The 19067-nt window shown below is 73.6% G+C and carries 14 protein-coding genes and 1 riboswitch; of the genes, 10 read left to right on the top strand and 4 right to left on the bottom strand.

Translation table 11 applies throughout. The features are described from left to right. Positions 1 to 29: 29 nt before the first annotated feature. Positions 30 to 1091, bottom strand: coding sequence for an AraC family transcriptional regulator (locus ACZ5TL_RS12680; RefSeq protein WP_468589504.1), 1062 nt, complete (start codon positions 1089 to 1091; stop codon positions 30 to 32). A 607-nt stretch (positions 1092 to 1698) separates the two neighbouring features. Here ACZ5TL_RS12680 and ACZ5TL_RS12675 point away from each other — a divergent pair. Next, complete coding sequence (locus ACZ5TL_RS12675; protein WP_468589503.1) at positions 1699 to 2112, top strand: VOC family protein; 414 nt, start codon at positions 1699 to 1701, stop codon at positions 2110 to 2112. A 23-nt stretch (positions 2113 to 2135) separates the two neighbouring features. On the opposite strand, the gene ACZ5TL_RS12670 is transcribed toward ACZ5TL_RS12675, so the two are convergent. From ACZ5TL_RS12670 to ACZ5TL_RS12660, 3 genes are all read right to left on the bottom strand, one after another. Continuing rightward, complete coding sequence (locus ACZ5TL_RS12670; protein WP_468589502.1) at positions 2136 to 3536, bottom strand: hypothetical protein; 1401 nt, start codon at positions 3534 to 3536, stop codon at positions 2136 to 2138. Positions 3537 to 3883: 347 nt separating this feature from the next. Further along, entirely contained in the window at positions 3884 to 5011 is a 1128-nt protein-coding gene (locus tag ACZ5TL_RS12665) for an alpha/beta hydrolase (protein WP_468589501.1), read from the bottom strand. A gap of 74 nt (positions 5012 to 5085) precedes the next feature. Then, positions 5086 to 5817 carry a class II aldolase/adducin family protein gene (locus tag ACZ5TL_RS12660; protein WP_468589499.1) on the bottom strand — a complete coding sequence of 244 codons (732 nt, stop codon included), beginning with the start codon at positions 5815 to 5817 and terminating at the stop codon, positions 5086 to 5088. A 454-nt stretch (positions 5818 to 6271) separates the two neighbouring features. On the opposite strand from ACZ5TL_RS12660, the gene ACZ5TL_RS12655 reads away from it, so the two are divergent. The 9 genes from ACZ5TL_RS12655 to cobI all read left to right on the top strand — a co-directional run bounded on the left by ACZ5TL_RS12655 (position 6272) and on the right by cobI (position 19054). Further along, entirely contained in the window at positions 6272 to 7513 is a 1242-nt protein-coding gene (locus tag ACZ5TL_RS12655; RefSeq protein WP_468589498.1) for an inorganic phosphate transporter, read from the top strand. 34 nt (positions 7514 to 7547) lie between these two features. Further along, positions 7548 to 7769: a hypothetical protein gene (locus tag ACZ5TL_RS12650; RefSeq protein ID WP_468589497.1), complete on the top strand. Its 222-nt coding sequence runs from the start codon at positions 7548 to 7550 to the stop codon at positions 7767 to 7769. A 133-nt stretch (positions 7770 to 7902) separates the two neighbouring features. Then, positions 7903 to 8041, top strand: a riboswitch (cobalamin riboswitch). Between the two features lie 103 nt (positions 8042 to 8144). Next, positions 8145 to 9080: a cobalamin biosynthesis protein gene (locus tag ACZ5TL_RS12645; RefSeq protein WP_468589496.1), complete on the top strand. Its 936-nt coding sequence runs from the start codon at positions 8145 to 8147 to the stop codon at positions 9078 to 9080. Between the two features lies 1 nt (position 9081). Next, positions 9082 to 10590: a cobyric acid synthase gene (locus ACZ5TL_RS12640; protein WP_468589494.1), complete on the top strand. Its 1509-nt coding sequence runs from the start codon at positions 9082 to 9084 to the stop codon at positions 10588 to 10590. Next, positions 10587 to 14258 (top strand): cobaltochelatase subunit CobN, encoded by a 3672-nt coding sequence (gene cobN, locus ACZ5TL_RS12635; RefSeq protein WP_468589493.1) that lies wholly within the window; start codon positions 10587 to 10589, stop codon positions 14256 to 14258. The genes ACZ5TL_RS12640 and cobN overlap by 4 nt, the downstream gene beginning before the upstream one ends. Beyond that, positions 14255 to 16267, top strand: coding sequence for a putative cobaltochelatase (locus ACZ5TL_RS12630; protein WP_468589492.1), 2013 nt, complete (start codon positions 14255 to 14257; stop codon positions 16265 to 16267). Before cobN ends, ACZ5TL_RS12630 begins: the two co-directional genes overlap by 4 nt. Then, positions 16267 to 16866 carry a cob(I)yrinic acid a,c-diamide adenosyltransferase gene (gene cobO / locus ACZ5TL_RS12625; RefSeq protein WP_468589490.1) on the top strand — a complete coding sequence of 200 codons (600 nt, stop codon included), beginning with the start codon at positions 16267 to 16269 and terminating at the stop codon, positions 16864 to 16866. The genes ACZ5TL_RS12630 and cobO overlap by 1 nt, the downstream gene beginning before the upstream one ends. Then, positions 16863 to 18326, top strand: a complete 1464-nt coding sequence (locus ACZ5TL_RS12620; protein ID WP_468589488.1) for a cobyrinate a,c-diamide synthase — start codon at positions 16863 to 16865, stop codon at positions 18324 to 18326. Before cobO ends, ACZ5TL_RS12620 begins: the two co-directional genes overlap by 4 nt. Then, positions 18323 to 19054, top strand: coding sequence for a precorrin-2 C(20)-methyltransferase (gene cobI / locus ACZ5TL_RS12615; protein WP_468589487.1), 732 nt, complete (start codon positions 18323 to 18325; stop codon positions 19052 to 19054). The genes ACZ5TL_RS12620 and cobI overlap by 4 nt, the downstream gene beginning before the upstream one ends. Positions 19055 to 19067: the final 13 nt, after the last annotated feature.

The following is a 19067-nucleotide window of genomic DNA, read 5'->3' as shown; positions in this document are numbered from 1 at the left end:
GGTGGCCCAGTGGGACGTGGGTACCGGCCCTACTGTTCCGCGGCCTCCCCGCGCAGCCGGGCCGGGGTCACCCCGTGCCAGCGGTGCACCGCCCGCCGCAGTGCTCGCACGTCGGAGAAACCCGCCTGCCGGGCGATGTCCCGCAGGGTCAGCTCGGGACGGCCCAGCAGCTGCTCGACCCGCTCGCGGCGCACTCCGCCGACGATCGCCTCGTACGTCGTGCCGCACTCGGCCAGCCGACGGCGCAGCGTGCGCTCGCTGGAGGCGTGCCGTCGGGCCTGCTCGACGAAGGACGGCACGTCGGGCAGGCTCTGCGCGATCGAGATCTCCAGCACCTCCAGCAGGTCCTGCTGATCGCGCCTCGACGCCGCCTGCTCTTCCAGGAGCTCCACGACGGCGGTGTACGTGACCGGGTCGCGGCCCGGCATCGGCCGCCCGGCCCATGCAGTGGCGAACACCAGGCGGTTCGCAATGGCGCCGAAACGCACCGGGCAGCGGAACTGTTCCGTGAACGGCCCGGTGTCGCGTGGGGCGGGGAAGGCGAACTCGACGCTCTGCGGGGCGAACTCTGCCCCTGAACTCAGCCGCGTGAGGGCGACGACGCTGGCGAACGCCTCCTCCGCCAGGAAGACCGCGACCGTCGGATCGAGGCCGGGATCGGGCAGTTCCGCCCGTAGCGCGTAGCCGGCTTCCTCCGGCCCGGCCGACCAGACCACCATCGCCCCGGACAGGTTCTGGAAGCGCACGCCCGTCTCGATGGCCTCCCGCAGCGTGCCGGCGGCCAGCTGGGCGAACCCCAGCAGCCCCCAGGAGGTCAGGTGCTGCGCGGCACCCACCCGCAGGCCCAGGTGGGCGTCACCGGCGAGCTCCACGGCACGCCGGATGACGGCACTGCCCTGGCGGTAGGAGACCCGCAGCGCCGCCGAGCGCATCATCGCCTCGTCCAGCCCGACCCGGATCAGCTCGGGCCGGAGGTCGACCCCGTACCCCTCGGTGACCGGGGTGAGACAGCGCAGGATGTTCGGCGGGATGGTCGCCGAGGTGCTGCGGCTGGTTCCCGGCGGGTGCGCCGGGGCGGGGCTGTCGGGCATGGCGTTCCTCGTGACCGGGTGTTGCTCGCTGCACACACAGTAGAAGGGCACTGTTTCCCGATGCTGCTCAGGCGGGCCTCGACCTGGCCTCCACCGTCGTACGCGTACGCCTGGCGCTGACCGGTGTGACGCTCGCGGTCATCGGCTACGGCCGCTCCTGGCTGGCGCTCCACCTCGTGCCCGGCGCGCTCTTCGCCATCGGCGAATACCGGGTGGGGGGGACCCGGCGAGCGCGTCATGGTCCGACACTGCCGATCCCCGGTCGGTGACACCCCCTCAACTGGCTGCTGATGACCTCCCCGCACAGCGAAACGACCCTGTCGATCCTCGGCAACACCGGTGTGGCGATCACCGTCTCGACCGCCTGTCTCGCCGCGACGTACACCTTCCCCCGCCTGCGCCGCCTGACCGGGCCGGTGCGAGGGCATCGATTGAGAACTGCAACCACTTTTTCTGCGTGCGGGTGTTCGAGACCGCCGCCGGGACGACGGGCCTGTGTCAGTGGACGGTGGAACACTGGGCAGCGGGCCGGACTCCGGCTTCCCGGCAGCGGACTCGCGGCGGGACTCGCAGCGGGAACCCAGCGAGACACGAGGAAGTGATCGCCATGGCAGGCACCTCCGGCGGGCGTCCGAGCGTCTACCCGACACTGTTGTACGCGGACGCGAAGGCGGCGATCCGGCAGCTCACGGAGGCCTTCGGGTTCACGGAGCTGTCGGTGTTCGAGGGCGAGGACGGCGCGGTGCTGCACGCCGAGCTGGTGCAGGGCAACGGCGCGGTGATGGTCGGCAGCAAGGGCAGGGGCGGTGTGTTCGACGCGGCGATGAAGGGCGCGGGCACGACCGGGGTGTACGTGGTGGTGGACGACGTGGACGCGCACCACCGCCGCGCCGTGGACCACGGCGCGGAGATCCTGATGCCCCCGACGGACCAGGACTACGGCTCGCGGGACTACATGGCCCGGGACGTCGAGGGCAACGTGTGGAGCTTCGGGACGTACGCGCCCGAGATAGGGGGCTGACGCCCCACGGGAGTGGGTGCCGGCTAGCTGCCGCCGGTGTGCACCTGGAAGGCGGCCCGGCGGACGGCCTTGGCCAGGGCCGGGTCGGGGTGGGCCGCGGCGAGGGCGACCAGGACCTGCACGGTCCGCGGGTGCCCGACGGCGCGGACCTCGTCCAGGAGCATCGGTATGGTCGGCTGCACGGCGGACTCCAGGTGGCGGACGAGCAGCGGGGCCTCGCCGTGGTCGGCGACGGCCGCGGCGGTGTCCACCCACAGCCAGGTCGCCTCCTGCCGGGTGAGGACCTCGTGGGCGTCCTCCGGGTCGGCCCCGTCGTGCTCGGCCAGCCACAGCAGCGCGTACGGCCGCAGCGTCGGCTCGGTCAGCACGCCACGCACGTCCGGCTCGGCGGGGGCGCCGACGACGCGCAGCGCCTCGAAGGCGAGGCCGCGCAGCAGGGCGTCCTCGCCGCGGGCGGCGCCGAGGAGTTCGGTGACGGCGCTGCCGACGGGACGGGCGGCGAGCCAGGCGCGGTACTCGGCGCGGGCCGCGTTCGGGCGCAGCTGGGCGCAGCCGCGGAGCATGTCGTCGGCGGCCTGCTCGATGTTTCCGGCCGGGCTCTGCGCGGCGACGCAGATCTGCTCCAGCTTGACCCAGACCGCCCAGCTGCCGAGCGGGGTGAGCGTGGCCTGGCCGTCGCCGTAGGTGAGGGCGCCGACCGAGGCGAGGGCGCGCAGGGCCCAGTCGAGGAGCGGGGCGAGCGGGGCGTCGGTGGGCTGCGGGTCGGCCGGCGCCTCGGGCCGGGGGCCGTAGGGGATCTCGCAGCGGGCGGTGCGCAGCTCGGTGACGCGCTGCTCCAGGAGGTCGAGGAGCTGCTCGACGGGTACGGGGCCGGCGGACAGCTGGAGGAAGGAGAGCGCCTGCGGCATGGCCGAGACGACCTCGGCGACGGCGGCGGGCTCGTGGTCCTCGGGCTCAGGAAGGGCGAGCGACCAGGCGTCGAAGAGGGCGACCCAGCCGCGCAGGACGGCGCTGTCGTCACGGTCCCAGGCGCGCAGCCGCCAGCCGGGGCGGGCGCTGTCGCCGTGCACTTCGATGAGGCCGGCCAGGCGGGCGGTGTCCCAGTCGGTCCGGACCTGAGCGGGGGTCAGGCCGAGGTCGTGGGCGGCGCGTTCGGCGGTCGCTTCGGAGAGGGTGGCCTTGCCGTCGGCGGTGGCGCTGTCCCCGCCGGGTCCGAGCGCGGCGTCGGCCCAGCGGGCGACGCGGGCCGCGCCGGCCAGGCCTGAGCGTGCCATTCCGGCCAGCTCCGCCGGTGCCGGGGTGCCCTCCGGGGGGCGCGGTGCGGGTCGGCGCGAGCGCCGCTGGTTCATCGCTCGGGGGGCGGCGGCCAGGGGTCGCGGGCGGACGAGTCGAAGCCTGGAGTCGCGCGGGATACGGGACGTCACGGGTGCAGTCTTCCGGTTGACGGTCCGAAAACCCAAACGGAATGTCACGGCGGGCGACGGGGATGGCCAACGCACCGGTTCCCGTGAGCGGTCGGGGGCCGGGAACAGGCCAGTGGTACGACGCTAAACGGAATCATTACGACCGGTCGGCGGGGGCGGGATCCGGACGCGGTAGCGACGGGGTGAAGGGGGCGTGAACGGGAGGGTGCGTCCGCGCCCGCGGCGAAGGGCGCGCGAGACGCGCCGCCCGGAGGGTCACAAGGGGAAGGGAAAGGGAAAGGGACCGCGGGACAGGCCTACGGGAGGGATACATGGGAAAGGGCGCGTGCGACAGGCCGGCCGGAGGGTCACATGAGGGGGGTCAGGAAGCGCCGGAGTGCCTCCTCGTAGGCCGTGGGGTCGGCGTTCCACATGGCGCCGTGCGGGGCGTTGCGGACGATGCTCAGGGCGACCAAGTCGGGGCGGGCCTCGGCGAAGCGGCGGGACAGCTGCCAGGGGGCCACCGTGTCGCCCGGCCCGTGGAAGAGCAGCGCCGGGGCGCGGAGCCCCTCGGACGCGGCCGTGGCCGCACCGCGGCCGCCGTACAGGCCGGTGCGGCCCTGGGCGGCGCGGACCGCGAGGGGCAGCAGCGCGCCCGGGGTGCGGCGGGCCGAGGCGAGGGCGCGCAGGGTGGTCTCCCAGCTGAGCACCGGGGAGTCCAGGACGAGCCCGGAGATCCGGTCACGCAGTCCGGAGCGCTCGGCGGCGCGCAGGGCCATGGTGGCGCCGGTGGACCAGCCGTGCAGGACGACCTGCCGGGCTCCGTAGCGCACGGCGTAGCGGATGGCCGCGTCGAGGTCGCGCCACTCGGCCTCGCCGAGGTGGTTCAGGCCGTCGGCCGGGCGGGGGGCACCGAGGTCGCCGCGGTAGGCGAGGGCGAGCACCGGGAAGTGACTGCGCTGCAGGAACCCCATGACGTTCATGGCGAGTTCCCGCGTGGTGCCCAGGCCGTGGACGGCGATCACCCAGGTGTCCCGGGCGCCGGGCACGAACCAGGCCGGCAGGGCGCCGAGTTCGCCGGGGACGTCGACGTCGGCGTGTTCGAGGCCGAGGGCGGCGCCGGGGTTGCCGACGTACACGTTCGGGGTGAGCCAGACCTTGTCGCCGGGTTTCAGGGTGCCGTGCGTGATGCTCTCCAGGCGGCGTACGACGGTGTCGGCGGTGTGCGGGGCGTCGGCCAGGACGGGTCCGACGACCGCGTGGGAGCCGTTGCCGGAGAGGCCGTAGCGGCCGGGGCGCAGGGCGGCCAGGTCCCGGGTGAGGGTGATCTGGCCGGCGGCGGTGCCGTGCACGGTGAGCCGGGGCTCGCCCGGCAGCGGCCTGCCGGGCGGCGCCTTGAGCGCCGCGTCGCTGGCGAACCGGCCGACGGCCACCGCGGCGGCACCGGCACCTATCACGGCGGTGACGGCAGCGGCCGTCGCTCTGACAGTGCGCACGGGTCCAGTGTCCCGGCGGACCCGGCGGGCGACCAGTGGGAGGCCGCGGCGGGGTGACGTCCGCGGCGGAAGGGTCAGGCGCGCTGGCCGTAGCCGCGCAGCCGCTCCTCCACCTCCGCCAGCTGGTCGCGGGACAGCAGGCTCGGGGCCAGGCCGGGCACCGATGTGGCGGTGAGCCACAGGCGGCACATCCATTCCAGCTGGGCCGTGCGGTCGTAGGCCTGGGCGAGGGTGGTGCCGTAGGTGACGGTGCCGTGGTTCTGCAGGAGGCAGCCGGAGCGGCCGGCGAGGGCGCGCAGCATGTTCTCGGCCAGTTCGTCGGTGCCATAGGTGGCGTACGGGGCGACCCGGACGGGGCCGCCGAGCGCGGCGGCCATGTAGTGGATCAGCGGGAGCTCGCTCACGAGCGTCGAGACGGCCGTCGCGTGCACGGCGTGGGTGTGGACGACGGCGCGGGCGCCGGTCGACCGGTAGACCGCGAGGTGCATGGGCAGTTCGCTGGTCGGGACGAGCGTGCCGAGGACCTGCCGGCCGTCGAGGCCGACGCCGGTCACGTCGCCGGGCGTCAGGTGGTCGTAGGGGACGCCCGACGGTGTGACCAGGACGGTGTCGTCGACGCGTACCGAGACGTTGCCCGACGTGCCGACGACGAGTCCCTCGGAGACCGTCCGGCGGGCCGTGGCGAGCAGGTCCTCCCAGGCGCCGGCCTCCTCGGGACGCACGTCCCTGCGCCGCGGCTCCCCCGCGTCCGGTCCGCCGTCCCGTACGCCCCTCGTGCCCGGCTCGTCGTCTCGCTGCTCAGCCATGCGGCGATCCTGCCAGGCAGGGTCCCGACGAGCCGCAGGACGGGGGCACTTCCGGCCGGAGGCCGACCGCCCGCCGGGGCCGGTCGGCGCGCCGATGCCGCGGGGGTCGAGATCGCATACAACCCGTATGACAAGAAACACATGTGCTACGCCCTGAGCACGGCGCGAGCGGGCATGCTGCCGGATGGTCCAGGACGGCCGGCCTGGACCATCCGGCAGCACGACGACGTCAGCGGCCCCCTGCCGGGCGACCGGAACGTCTTCAACGGGTCACTCGATCGGCTGAAGTGGTTCGCCGGAGGCGCCTTGATCGCGGGGGCGCGGGGAGCCTGACAGCACGGTGGAACGGCAACCCTCCGATGTGGACACCCCTGCGCCCCTCCCAGTTCACCTTCCGTTCACTCGGGTTACCTACGTTCGTCCAGCCAATGACCTCGAACGATTGCCTGGGTAAATGGAAAGCTTCTCGCTGATCCTCGCGATTGTGGTGGTAACCGCACTCGCGTTCGATTTCACGAACGGTTTCCACGACACCGCGAACGCGATGGCCACGACCATTTCCACGGGTGCCATGAGGCCCAAGGCCGCCGTCGCCATGTCCGCCGTCCTCAACCTGGTCGGCGCCTTCCTGTCCGTGGAGGTCGCCAACACGATCTCCAAGGGGCTCGTCGACGAAGCCGGCATCCGTCCCGAGGTCATCTTCGCCGCCCTGGTCGGAGCGATCCTCTGGAACCTGCTGACCTGGCTGGTCGGTCTGCCGTCCAGCTCCTCGCACGCCCTCATGGGCGGTCTGATCGGCGCCACGGTCGCCTCGGCGGGCATCGGCGCGGTGCACGGCGACGTGCTCGTCACCAAGGTCCTGATCCCGGCGATCGCAGCTCCGCTGGTCGCGGGCCTCGCGGCGATGCTGGCCACCCGGCTGACGTACTCCCTCGGCAAGAAGGCCGACGGCGAGGCGTCCAGGAAGGGCTACCGGTCCGGCCAGATCGCCTCCGCGGGCCTGGTCTCCCTGGCGCACGGCACCAACGACGCGCAGAAGACGATGGGTGTCATCACCCTCGCCCTGGTCGCCGGCGGCGCCGTCGCACCCGACTCCGACCCGCCCATGTGGGTCATCCTCTCCGCGGGCATCGCGATCGCGCTCGGCACCTACCTGGGTGGCTGGCGCATCATCCGCACCATGGGCAAGGGCCTGACCGACCTCCAGCCGCAGCAGGGCTTCGCCGCCCAGACCAGCGCGGCCACGGTCATCCTGGCCTCCTCCCACCTCGGCTTCTCCCTGTCCACCACCCACTCCGTGTCCGGCTCGGTGATGGGCGCGGGGCTCGGCCGCAAGGGCGGTGTCGTCCGCTGGTCGACCGCGACGCGGATGTTCGTCGCGTGGGGTCTGACGCTGCCGGCGGCCGCGCTGGTGGCCGCGATCGCCGAGTACGTCACCGGTTTCGGCGACTGGGGCACCGCGGCGGTGGCCGTCTTCCTCGTCGCCTCCAGCGCGGCGATCTGGATGCTGTCCCGGCGTGAGGTCGTCGACCACACCAACGTCAACGACACCGACGAGACGGAGCCCGCCGGTGTGGTGACCACGGCGATGGCCGCGGTGACGCCGCCGCCGACCGGCACGGCGACGGAGGACCCGGCGTCGTTCCCGGCCCAGGCCGCCTCCGAGCGGACGCCCTCGCCGACCACCACGGTCTGACCCCGCCCACCGGTAACAAGGAAGAGTCTCCGATATGAAGATCGACTGGGCGTCCCTCGGCTCCGTCTTCGGCGTCAGCCTCGTGGTCACCGTGGCCCTCGTGGGCCTGTTCACCCTCGGCATCACCGGCCTGTCCCGCCGCGAGCGGGCGGTGGCCCAGGGCGGCTCCGCGGGCCTCGCGGTCACCGGCGCGTACGCGTGCTTCGCGGCGTGCGCGGCTGCCGTGGTGTACGGGATCTACCTGATCGTGGCCTGACGGCCCGACCGCGCGACGCATCCGACCGGGCGGCACAGGACTTTGGTCCTGTGCCGCCCGGTCGTCGTGTGTGCCCGGGGGGCGATGTGGGGTTCTCCACACTCTCCCCTCGCAGGTCAACGGCAAGTTGACGGCGGTTCGCGGCCGTGGTGGACTGCCGGGGCCAGTACGGCGGCAGGAGAGGAAGCCGGTGCGAGTCCGGCGCGGTCCCGCCACTGTCACCGGGGTAGCAATCCCCGGGAGCCAGGAACTCTCACCGCCGGTCTAGTCGAACCAGGGCGCGGACACCCTGAGTGAGGACACATATCGCCATGCGCGGCTGCCGATCAAGGTTCAGCACCCCACCCCTGCCCGCCCTTTCGGCCGGCTGAGCCCATGGGTGCCGGTCGCGTCTTCGCGTACGGCGCCGCCGCCGGTCTGATCGGTGACCTGCTGCTCGGCGATCCTCGCCGGGGGCATCCGGTCGCCGTGTTCGGGCGGGCCGCTGCTGCCGTGGAACGGGTGTTGTGGCGGGACCACCGCGGGTGGGGCGCCCTGCACACCGCCGTGTGTACGGGAGGGACCGTCGCCGTCGGGTCCGTCGCCGCGCGTGCCGTGCGGACCTCCCCCGTCGCCTCCGTCGTCCTGACCGGTGCCGCCACCTGGGCGGTCGTCGGGGGGACTTCACTCGCCCGGGAGGCGCGGGCCATCGGGCGCGCCCTGGAGACCGGGGACGTCGAGGCGGCCCGGGCGCGGCTGCCCCATCTGTGCGGGCGGGACCCGCAGGCCCTCGACGCCGACGGGATCGCCCGGGCCGTGGTCGAGTCCGTCGCCGAGAACACCTCCGACGCGGTGGTGGGGGCGCTGGTGTGGGGAGCCGTCGGCGGGGTGCCCGGGCTGCTCGGCTTCCGGGCCGTCAACACCCTGGACGCCATGGTCGGGCACAAGTCGGCCCGGTACCGGCGCTACGGGTGGGCCTCGGCGCGGCTGGACGACCTCGCCGGATGGCCGGGGGCGCGGCTGACCGCCGTACTCGCGGCGCTGGCCGGGCCGGATCCGCGCGGGGCCGTACGCGCCTGGCGGGCGGACGCGGCGAAGCATCCGAGTCCCAACGCCGGGCCCGTGGAGGCCTCTTTCGCCGGGGCGCTCGGGGTACGGCTGGGCGGGACGCTCTCGTACGGCGGGCGGGCGGAGCACCGGCCCGTGCTGAACACCGGGGGGCGTGCCGTCGGCACGCACGACGTCGCGCGGGCCGTGCGGCTCTCGCGGCGCGTCACCTGGCTGGCGCTCGGCGTGTGCGCCGGAGCGCGGCTGCTGAAGAGGGGGACATGACATGAGCGGTGGGCTTCTCGTCGCCGGCACCACCTCCGACGCCGGCAAGAGCGTCGTGACGGCCGGGATCTGCCGTTGGCTGGTGCGGCAGGGCGTCAAGGTCGCGCCCTTCAAGGCGCAGAACATGTCCCTGAACTCGTTCGTGACGAGGGAGGGCGCCGAGATCGGACGGGCGCAGGCCATGCAGGCCCAGGCCTGCCGGGTCGAGCCGACCGCGCTGATGAATCCCGTGCTGCTCAAGCCCGGTGGCGAGCAGAGCAGCCAGGTCGTGCTGCTGGGCAAGCCCGTCGGTGAACTCAGCGCGCGGGGCTACCACGGAGGACGGCAGCAGAAGCTGCTCGGGACGGTGCTGGACTGTCTGGAGCAGTTGCGGGGCACGTATGACGCGGTGATCTGTGAGGGGGCCGGTTCTCCCGCCGAGATCAATCTGCGGCGGACGGACATCGTCAACATGGGTATCGCCCGGGGCGCCGGGCTCCCCGTGCTCGTCGTCGGCGACATCGACCGGGGCGGTGTCTTCGCCTCGTTCTTCGGGACCGTCGCGCTGCTGTCGCCGGAGGACCAGAGCTGCGTCGCCGGGTTCCTCGTCAACAAGTTCCGCGGGGACGTCTCCCTGCTGGAGCCGGGCCTGGACATGCTGCAGGGGCTCACCGGGCGGCGTACGTACGGCGTTCTGCCCTTCCGGCACGGGCTCGGGATCGACGAGGAGGACGGGATGGGGGTCTCCCTGCGGGGGGCGGTGCGGGAGTCCGTCGTCGCCCCGCCCGTCGGCGAGGACGTGCTGCGGGTCGCGGTGTGTGCCGTGCCGCTCATGTCCAACTTCACCGACGTGGACGCCCTGGCCGCCGAGCCGGGGGTCGTGGTGCGGTTCGTGGACCGGCCCGAGGAGCTGGCCGACGCCGACCTCGTCATCGTGCCCGGCACCCGCGGGACGGTCCGCGCCCTGGAGTGGCTGCGCGAACGGGGTCTTGCCCAGGCCCTGGTCCGCAGGTCCGCCGAGCAGCGGCCCGTCCTCGGCGTCTGCGGCGGCTTCCAGCTCCTCGGCGAGCACATCGAGGACGACGTCGAGAGCCGGCGCGGGCACGTCGACGGGCTCGGGATCCTGCCCGTGCGGGTGCGGTTCGCCCGCGAGAAGACCCTCACCCGGCCGGAAGGCGAGGCCCTCGGGGAGCGCGTCGAGGGTTACGAGATCCACCACGGGGTCGCCGACGTCACCGGAGGAGTCCCCTTCCTGGACGGCTGCCGGGTCGGCCAGACCTGGGGCACGCACTGGCACGGCTCGCTGGAGTCGGACGGCTTCCGGCGGGCCTTCCTGCGCGAGGTGGCGGCCGCCGCGGGCCGCCGCTTCGTCCCGGCACCGGACACCTCGTTCGCCGCGCTGCGCGAGGAGCAGCTCGACCGGCTCGGCGACCTGATCGAACAGCACGCGGACACGGACGCGCTGTGGCGGCTCATCGAGTCCGGCGCGCCGCAAGGACTGCCCTTCATTCCACCGGGAGCACCCGCATGAGCACTGTGTTGTTGTTGTCGACCGCCGACACGGACCTGCTGGCGGCCCGGGCCGCCTCGGGTGCCTCGTACCGGATCGGCAATCCGACCCGCGTGGACGTCCGCGAGGAGCTGCCGGCGCTGCTGGACGGCGCCGACCTCGCCGTCGTCCGGCTGCTCGGCGGCAAGCGGGCCTGGGAGGACGGGCTCGCCGCGCTGAAGGCCTCCGGGATCCCCACCGTGCTGCTGGGCGGCGAGGCCGTGCCGGACGCGGAGCTGATGGCCGAGTCGTCCGTGCCGGCCGGTGTCGTGGCGGAGGCGCTGAAGTACCTCGTGGAGGGCGGGCCGGACAACCTCACCGAGCTGGCCCGGTTCCTGTCCGACACGGTGCTGCTGACCGGCGAGGGCTTCGCGGCACCGCGGAAGATGCCCGAGTACGGCGTCCACGGCGAACGTCCGCACGTTCAGGACCGCCCGACCGTCGGTGTGCTCTTCTACCGGGCCCACGAGCTGAGCGGCAACACCGCCTTCGTGGACACCCTGTGCGACGCGATCGAGGCGCACGGCGCCAACGCCCTGCCGGTGTACTGCGGTTCGCTGCGCGGCGCGGACGACGGGCTGTACGAGATCCTGGGCCGGGCGGACACCCTGGTCGCCACCGTTCTGGCCGCCGGCGGCACCCACGCCTCGCAGGCCTCCGCGGGCGGTGACGAGGAGGCCTGGGACATCGGCGCCCTCGCCGAACTGAACATCCCCGTGCTGCAGGGCCTCTGTCTGACGACCTCCCGGCGGGCCTGGGAGGAGTCGGACGCCGCCCTCTCCCCCATGGACGCCGCGATGCAGGTGGCGATCCCGGAGTTCGACGGGCGTCTGATCACCGTGCCGTTCTCCTTCAAGGAGCAGGGCCCGGACGACGTGCCCGTGTACGCCGCCGACCCGGAGCGGGCCGCGCGGGTCGCCGGCATCGCCGTACGGCACGCGCGACTGAGGCACAAGGAGAACGCGGAAAAGCGGCTCGCGCTGGTCTTCACCGCGTATCCGACCAAGCACTCGCGCGTGGGCAACGCGGTCGGACTCGACACCCCCGCCTCGGCGGTGCGGGTGCTGGACGCGCTGCGGGACGCCGGGTACGTCGCCGAGGGGTACCCCGACAACGGCGACGAGCTTATCCACCGGCTGATCGAGGCCGGCGGGCACGACGTGGAGTGGCTGACGGAGGAGCAGCTGTCCGCCGCGCCCGCGCGGGTGCCGCTGGCGGACTACCGGGCCTGGTTCGGCAAGCTCGACCCGGAGCTGAAGGACGCCATGACCGAGGCGTGGGGCGAGCCGCCAGGCAGCCTCTACGTCGACGGGGACGACATCGTGCTGGCGTCCCTGCAGTTCGGGAACGTCGTGGTGATGATCCAGCCGCCGCGCGGCTTCGGCGAGAACCCCATCGCGATCTACCACGACCCGGACATGCCGCCGTCCCACCACTACATGGCGGCCTACCGCTGGCTGGAGGCCGCGACATCCGAGGGGGGCTTCGGCGCCGACGCGATCGTGCACATGGGCAAGCACGGCACGATGGAGTGGCTGCCGGGCAAGGGCCTCGGGCTCAGCGGCGGCTGCGCCCCGGACGCGGTCCTCGGGGACCTGCCGCTGGTCTACCCGTTCATCGTCAACGACCCCGGCGAGGGCACCCAGGCCAAGCGCCGCGGGCACGCCACGGTCGTCGACCACCTGGTGCCGCCGATGGCCCGCGCCGACACCTACGGCGACCTGGCCAAGCTGGAGCAGCTCCTCGACGAGTACGCGCTCGTCTCCGACCTGGACCCGGCCAAGGCCCAGGCGGTGCGCGCGCAGATCTGGACGCTGGTGAAGGCTGCCGAACTCCACCACGACCTGCATGTGGACGAGCAGCCGGACGACGACACGTTCGACGAGTTCGTCATGCACATCGACGGCTACCTGTGCGAGATCAAGGACGTCCAGATCCGGGACGGCCTGCACATCCTGGGCGGCGGGCCGGTCGCCGAGCCGCGCGTCAACCTGGTGCTGGCCGTGCTGCGCGCCTCACAAGTCTGGGGCGGGCAGGCGGGCGCGCTGCCGGGGCTGCGGGCCTCGCTGGCGGAGCACTTCGGGTTGGTCGAGAAGGAGTTGCTGGCCGAGCCGGGCGCTCCGGTGAAGGTGCCCGTCGAGCTGACGGACCTGGTCGAGGGCCCGTCCCGCAGCGCCGCCGACGCGATCGACCTGCTGGAGCAGCTGTGCCGGCGGCTCGCGGAGGGCATGGAGGAGCGCGGCTGGGCGGTCGCCGAGAGCGCGCCGCTGGTCCGGGAGGTCCTCGGCACCGAACTGCCCGAGGCGGTCGCCGTGCTGGAGTTCGCCTGTGCCGAGGTCGTGCCGCGGCTGGAGCGGACCACCGACGAGATCGGGCACATCCTGCGGGCCCTGGACGGCGGTTACGTCCCGGCCGGTCCCTCCGGCTCGCCGACGCGCGGTCTCGTCAACGTCCTGCCGACGGGCCGGAACTTCTACTCCGTCGACCCCAAGGCGATTCCGTCCCGGCTGAGCTGGGAGGTCGGGCAGTCGCTCGCGGACTCGCTGGTGCAGCGGTACCTGCAGGACACCGGGGCGTACCCGAAGTCCGTCGGCCTGACGGTGTGGGGCACCTCGGCGATGCGCACCCAGGGCGACGACATCGCCGAGATCCTGGCGCTGCTGGGCTGCCGGCCGGTGTGGGACGACGCCTCGCGGCGCGTGACCGGGTTCGAGGTGGTCTCCCTCGAGGAGCTCGGCCGGCCGCGCATCGACGTGACGGTCCGCATCTCCGGCTTCTTCCGGGACGCGTTCCCGCACGTGGTGGGGCTGATCGACGACGCCGTGCGGACGGTCGCCGAGCTCGACGAGCCCGCCGACCGGAACTTCGTGCGGGCCCACGCCGACCAGGACACCGCCGAGCACGGCGACCGCCGCCGGGCCACGGCCCGTATCTTCGGCTCCAAGCCGGGGGCGTACGGGGCCGGTCTGCTGCCGCTGATCGACGCCCGCAACTGGCGCTCCGACGCGGACCTCGCCGAGGTGTACGCGGTGTGGGGCGGTTACGCCTACGGCCGGGGGCTCGACGGGCGGGCCGCGCGCGGGGACATGGAGACGGCGTTCAAGCGGATCGCGGTCGCCGCCAAGAACGTCGACACCCGCGAGCACGACCTGGTCGACGCCGACGACTACTTCCAGTACCACGGCGGCATGGTCGCGATGGTCCGCCACCTGACGGGTGCGAGCCCCGAGGCCTACGTGGGGGATTCGGCGACGCCGGACCAGGTGAAGACCCGCACGCTGGGCGAGGAGACGCACCGGGTGTTCCGCGCCCGGGTGGTCAACCCGCGCTGGATGGCGGCCATGCGGCGGCACGGTTACAAGGGCGCCTTCGAGATGGCGGCGACCGTGGACTACCTGTTCGGGTACGACGCCACGGCCGGGGTCGTGGACGACTGGATGTACGAGAAGCTCAGCTCCGAGTACGTCTTCGACCCGGAGAACCGGGACTTCATGAAGAAGTCCAACCCCTGGGCGCTGCGCGGGATCACCGAGCGGCTGCTGGAGGCCGCCGACCGCGGACTGTGGGCCGAGCCGGACGCCGAGACGCTTGAGCGGCTGCGCGCCACCTACCTGGAACTCGAAGGCGACTTGGAGGGCGACGACAAGTGACCACCCCGTTTCCGTTCACGGCCGTCGTCGGCCAGGACGATCTGCGGCTCGCGCTGCTGCTGAACGCCGTGTCGCCGGCGGTCGGCGGTGTGCTGGTGCGCGGCGAGAAGGGCACGGCCAAGTCGACGGCCGTGCGGGCGCTGTCGGCGCTGCTGCCGGAGGTCCCGGTCGTCGCCGGGTGCCGTTTCTCCTGCGACCCCTCCTCCCCGGACCCGGGGTGCCCGGACGGGCCCCACGAGGCCGGCGGCGGTGCCGAGCGGCCCGCCCGCATGGTCGAGCTGCCCGTCGGTGCCTCCGAGGACCGGCTGGTGGGCGCGCTGGACATCGAGCGGGCGCTCGCGGAGGGCGTGAAGGCCTTCGAGCCCGGCCTGCTCGCGCACGCGCACCGCGGGATCCTCTACGTCGACGAGGTCAACCTCCTCCACGACCATCTGGTGGACCTGCTGCTGGACGCGGCCGCGATGGGCGCCTCGTACGTGGAGCGCGAGGGCGTCTCCGTACGGCACGCGGCGCGGTTCCTGCTCGTCGGCACCATGAACCCCGAAGAGGGCGAGCTGCGGCCGCAGTTGCTCGACCGGTTCGGGCTGACCGTGGAGGTCGCGGCCTCGCGGGAGCCCGACCAGCGGGTGGAGGTCGTCAGGCGGCGCCTGGCGTACGACGACGACCCTGCGGGTTTCGCCGCGCGCTGGGCCGAGGAGGAGGCCGCCGTACGGGCGCGGATCGTGGCGGCGCGACAGCTGCTGCCGTCGGTGCGGCTGGGCGACGGGGCGCTGCGGCAGATCGCGGCGACCTGTGCCGCCTTCGAGGTGGACGGCATGCGCGCGGACATCGTGATGGCCCGGACCGCGACCGCGCTGGCGGCCTGGGCCGGGCGTACGGACGTGCTCGCGGAGGACGTCCGGCAGGCCGCGCTGCTCGCGCTGCCGCACCGGCGGCGGCGCAACCCGTTCGACGCGCCGGGGCTGGACGAGGACAAGCTGGACGAGACCCTGGAGGAGTTCTCCGGGGACGACGACCCGGACCCCGATCCCGACCAGGGGCCGAACCCGGACCAGGACCCGGACGGCCCTGGCGGGGGCGGCGGACAGCCGGAACCCGGCGAGGGTCCCGAGGGCGGTGACACCGGGGCCCGGCCCGAGGCCGGTGAGGACGGGCAGCCGCAGCCGTCGGGGGCCGGCGAGCAGTCGGCCGTACGGGCCTCCGAGCCGTTCCGCACCAAGGTGCTGAGCGTGCCCGGGATCGGCGAGGGTGCCGCCGGGCGGCGCTCACGGGCGCGGACCGAGCACGGCCGGACGACCGGGGCCCGGCGACCGCAGGGCGCGCTCACCAAGCTGCACCTGGCGGCGACCGTGCAGGCCGCGGCACCGCACCAGCGGGCCCGCGGGCGGTCCGGACCGGGCCTGGTCGTGCGCCGGGACGATCTGCGGCAGGCCACCCGCGAGGGGCGCGAGGGCAATCTCGTGCTGTTCGTCGTGGACGCCTCCGGCTCGATGGCGGCGCGGCAGCGGATGAGCGCCGTGAAGGGGGCTGTGGTGTCACTGCTGCTGGACGCCTACCAGCGGCGGGACAAGGTGGGTCTGGTGACCTTCCGGGGCTCGGGCGCGGACGTCGCGCTGCCGCCGACCTCGTCGGTGGACGCGGCGGCGGCCCGGCTCGAGTCGCTGCCGACCGGTGGCCGGACGCCGCTCGCCGCCGGGCTGCTGCGCGCGCACGACGTGCTGCGCGTGGAGCGGCTGCGGGACCCGGCGCGGCGGCCGCTGGTCGTGGTGGTGACGGACGGGCGGGCCACCGGCGGCCCGGAGCCGGTCGCCCTGGCCGGGCGGGCGGCACGGCTGTTCGCGGCCGACGGTGTCGCCTCGGTCGTCGTGGACTGCGAGTCGGGGCCGGTGCGGCTGGGGCTCGCCGGACAGCTCGCGGGTGAACTGGGCGGTACGGCGGTGACATTGGACGAGCTGCGGGCGGACAGCATCGCCGGGCTCGTGAAGGACGTGCAGAGGAGGGCCGCGTAATGCCGCAGGGACAGCCGAGTGTGGTGCCGGACGACGGGCTGACCACACGGCAGCGCCGGAACCGGCCGCTGGTCGTCGTGCACACGGGCGTCGGCAAGGGCAAGTCCACCGCCGCCTTCGGGCTCGCGCTGCGGGCCTGGAACCAAGGGTGGCCCATCGGGGTGTTCCAGTTCGTCAAGTCGGCGAAGTGGAAGGTCGGCGAGGAACGGGCGCTGCGGGTCCTCGGGGACTCCGGCGAGGGCGGGTCCGTCGCCTGGCACAAGATGGGCGAGGGCTGGTCCTGGGTGCAGCGCGACGCCCAGATGGACAACGAGGAGAAGGCCCGGGAGGGCTGGGAGCAGGTCAAGCGGGACCTGGCGAACGAGACGTACCAGCTGTACGTGCTCGACGAGTTCGCGTACCCCATGCACTGGGGGTGGGTCGACACCGACGAGGTGGTCGACGTCCTGCGGAACCGGCCCGGCACCCAGCATGTGGTGATCACCGGGCGGAACGCACCCGGGAAGCTCGTGGACTTCGCCGATCTCGTGACCGACATGTCCAAGGTCAAACACCCCATGGACGCCGGGCAGAAGGGCCAGAGGGGCATCGAGTGGTGAGTGCTTCCGCCCCTCGGCTGGTCATCGCCGCACCCTCCTCGGGCAGCGGCAAGACCACCGTTGCCACGGGGTTGATGGCCGCGTTCGCCGCGCGGGGGCTCGCCGTGTCCCCGCACAAGGCCGGGCCGGACTACATCGATCCCGGGTACCACGCGCTCGCGACCGGGCGGGTGGGACGGAACCTCGACGCGTACCTGTGTGGGCCGGAGCTTCTCGGGCCGCTGTTCCTGCACGGGGCCCGGGGGTGCGACATCGCCGTCGTAGAGGGCGTGATGGGGCTGTTCGACGGGGCGGCCGGGGAGGGTGAGCTGGCCTCCACCGCCCATGTCGCGAAGGTGCTGCGGGCGCCGGTGGTGCTGGTCGTCGACGCGTCGTCGCAGTCCCGGTCGGTGGCGGCGCTGGTGCACGGGTTCGCCTCCTGGGACCCGGAGGTGCGGGTCGGGGGCGTGATCCTGAACAAGGTCGGCTCGGACCGGCACGAGGAGCTGCTCCGGGATGCGCTGGACCAGGCCGGGGTGCCGGTGCTCGGGGTGCTGCGGCGCGTGAAGCAGGTGGACACGCCGTCGCGGCATCTGGGGCTGGTGCCGGTCGCCGAGCGGCGCGCCGCCGCGGTGGAGGCCGTGGCGGCGATGAGGGCGCAGGTCGCCGCCGGGTGTGATCTCGAGGCGTTGGTCGCGCTCGCGCGGAGTGCGGGGGCATTGCCGTGTGCGGCGTGGGATGCGGCTGAGGCCGTTTCCTCGCCCCCGCCGCCCCTGCCCTTCCCGTCGTCCAGGGGCTCCGCCCCTTCGACCCCGCCAGGAGGCTCCGCCCCCTGGACCCCCGATCGGCCTGTACGGCCTCGTCCTCAATCGCCGGACGGGCTGGTCGTCGCCGTCGCCGGCGGTGAGGCGTTCACCTTCTCCTACGCCGAGCACGCCGAGCTGCTCACCGCCGCCGGTGCCGACGTCGTGCCCTTCGATCCGCTGCGCGACGAGGAACTGCCCGAAGGCACGCGCGGGTTGGTGATCGGCGGCGGATTCCCCGAGGTGTACGCCCCCGAGCTGTCCGCCAACGAACGCCTGCGCAAGGCCGTTGCCGAGCTGGCGAGCAGCGGTGCTCCCGTGGCCGCCGAGTGTGCCGGACTGCTGTACCTGTGCCGGGAACTGGATGGCCGGCCGATGTGCGGGGTGCTGGACGCCGGGGCGCGGATGACCGAACGGCTCACGCTGGGGTACCGGGACGCCGTCGCGGTCGGCGACAGTGTGCTCGCGGCCGCCGGGACTCGGATGCGGGGGCACGAGTTCCACCGGACCGCCGTGGAGCCCGGGTCGGGGGCGGCGCCCGCCTGGGGCGTCCGGACCCCTCACCCGCGGGTCGAAGGTTTCGTACAGCGTGGTGTGCACGCGAGCTATCTGCACACGCACTGGGCGTCCGAGCCCGGTGTCGCCCGTCGGTTCGTGGAGAGGTGCCGGACGTCATGAGCAGCAGGCTGGTCGGAGTCGGGGTGGGCCCCGGGGATCCGGAGCTGGTGACCGTCAAGGGCGTCAACGCCCTGCGCGAGGCGGACATCGTCGTCGTGCCCGTCATGGACACGGGCGAGCGCGGGCGGGCCGAGGCGACCGTGGTGCACTACGTGCCCGAGGAGAAGGTCGTCCGGGTCGTGTTCGCCCTCAACGAGCGCACCGACCGCGCCCGGCGCGAGGCCGCCTGGGACGCGGCCGGGGAGCGGGTCGCCGAACTGCTGCGCGCACACGCCGCCGTGGCCTTCGCCACCATCGGCGACCCCAACGTGTACTCCACGTTCACCTACCTCGCGCAGACCATCGCCGAGCTGGTGCCGGGGACCGTCGTCGAGACCGTGCCCGGGATCACCGCCATGCAGGACCTCGCCGCCCGGTCGGGTGCCGTGCTGACCGAGGGGACCGAGCCGCTCACGCTCGTGCCCGTCACCGCGGGGTCGGCCGTGCTCAAGGAAGCCCTCGCCGGGCCCGGGACCGTCGTCGCCTACAAGTTCGGCCGGCAGGCGCACGAAGTCGCCGAGGCACTGCGGGAGACCGGGCGGCTCGAGGGCGCGGTGTGGGGGTCGGCCCTGGGGCTGGCGGAGGAGTCGATCCGGCCGGCCGCCGAACTCGACGGCGCTCCCCTGCCCTACCTGTCGACGCTCATCGCCCCCGCCCTGCGCGACGGCGGGCGGGGCGGAAAGCTCTGACCCGCCGCCACAT

The sequence above is a fragment of the Streptomyces sp. NPDC033136 genome, assembly GCF_055578235.1.
This window is presented reverse-complemented; position numbering and strand designations above follow the sequence as displayed.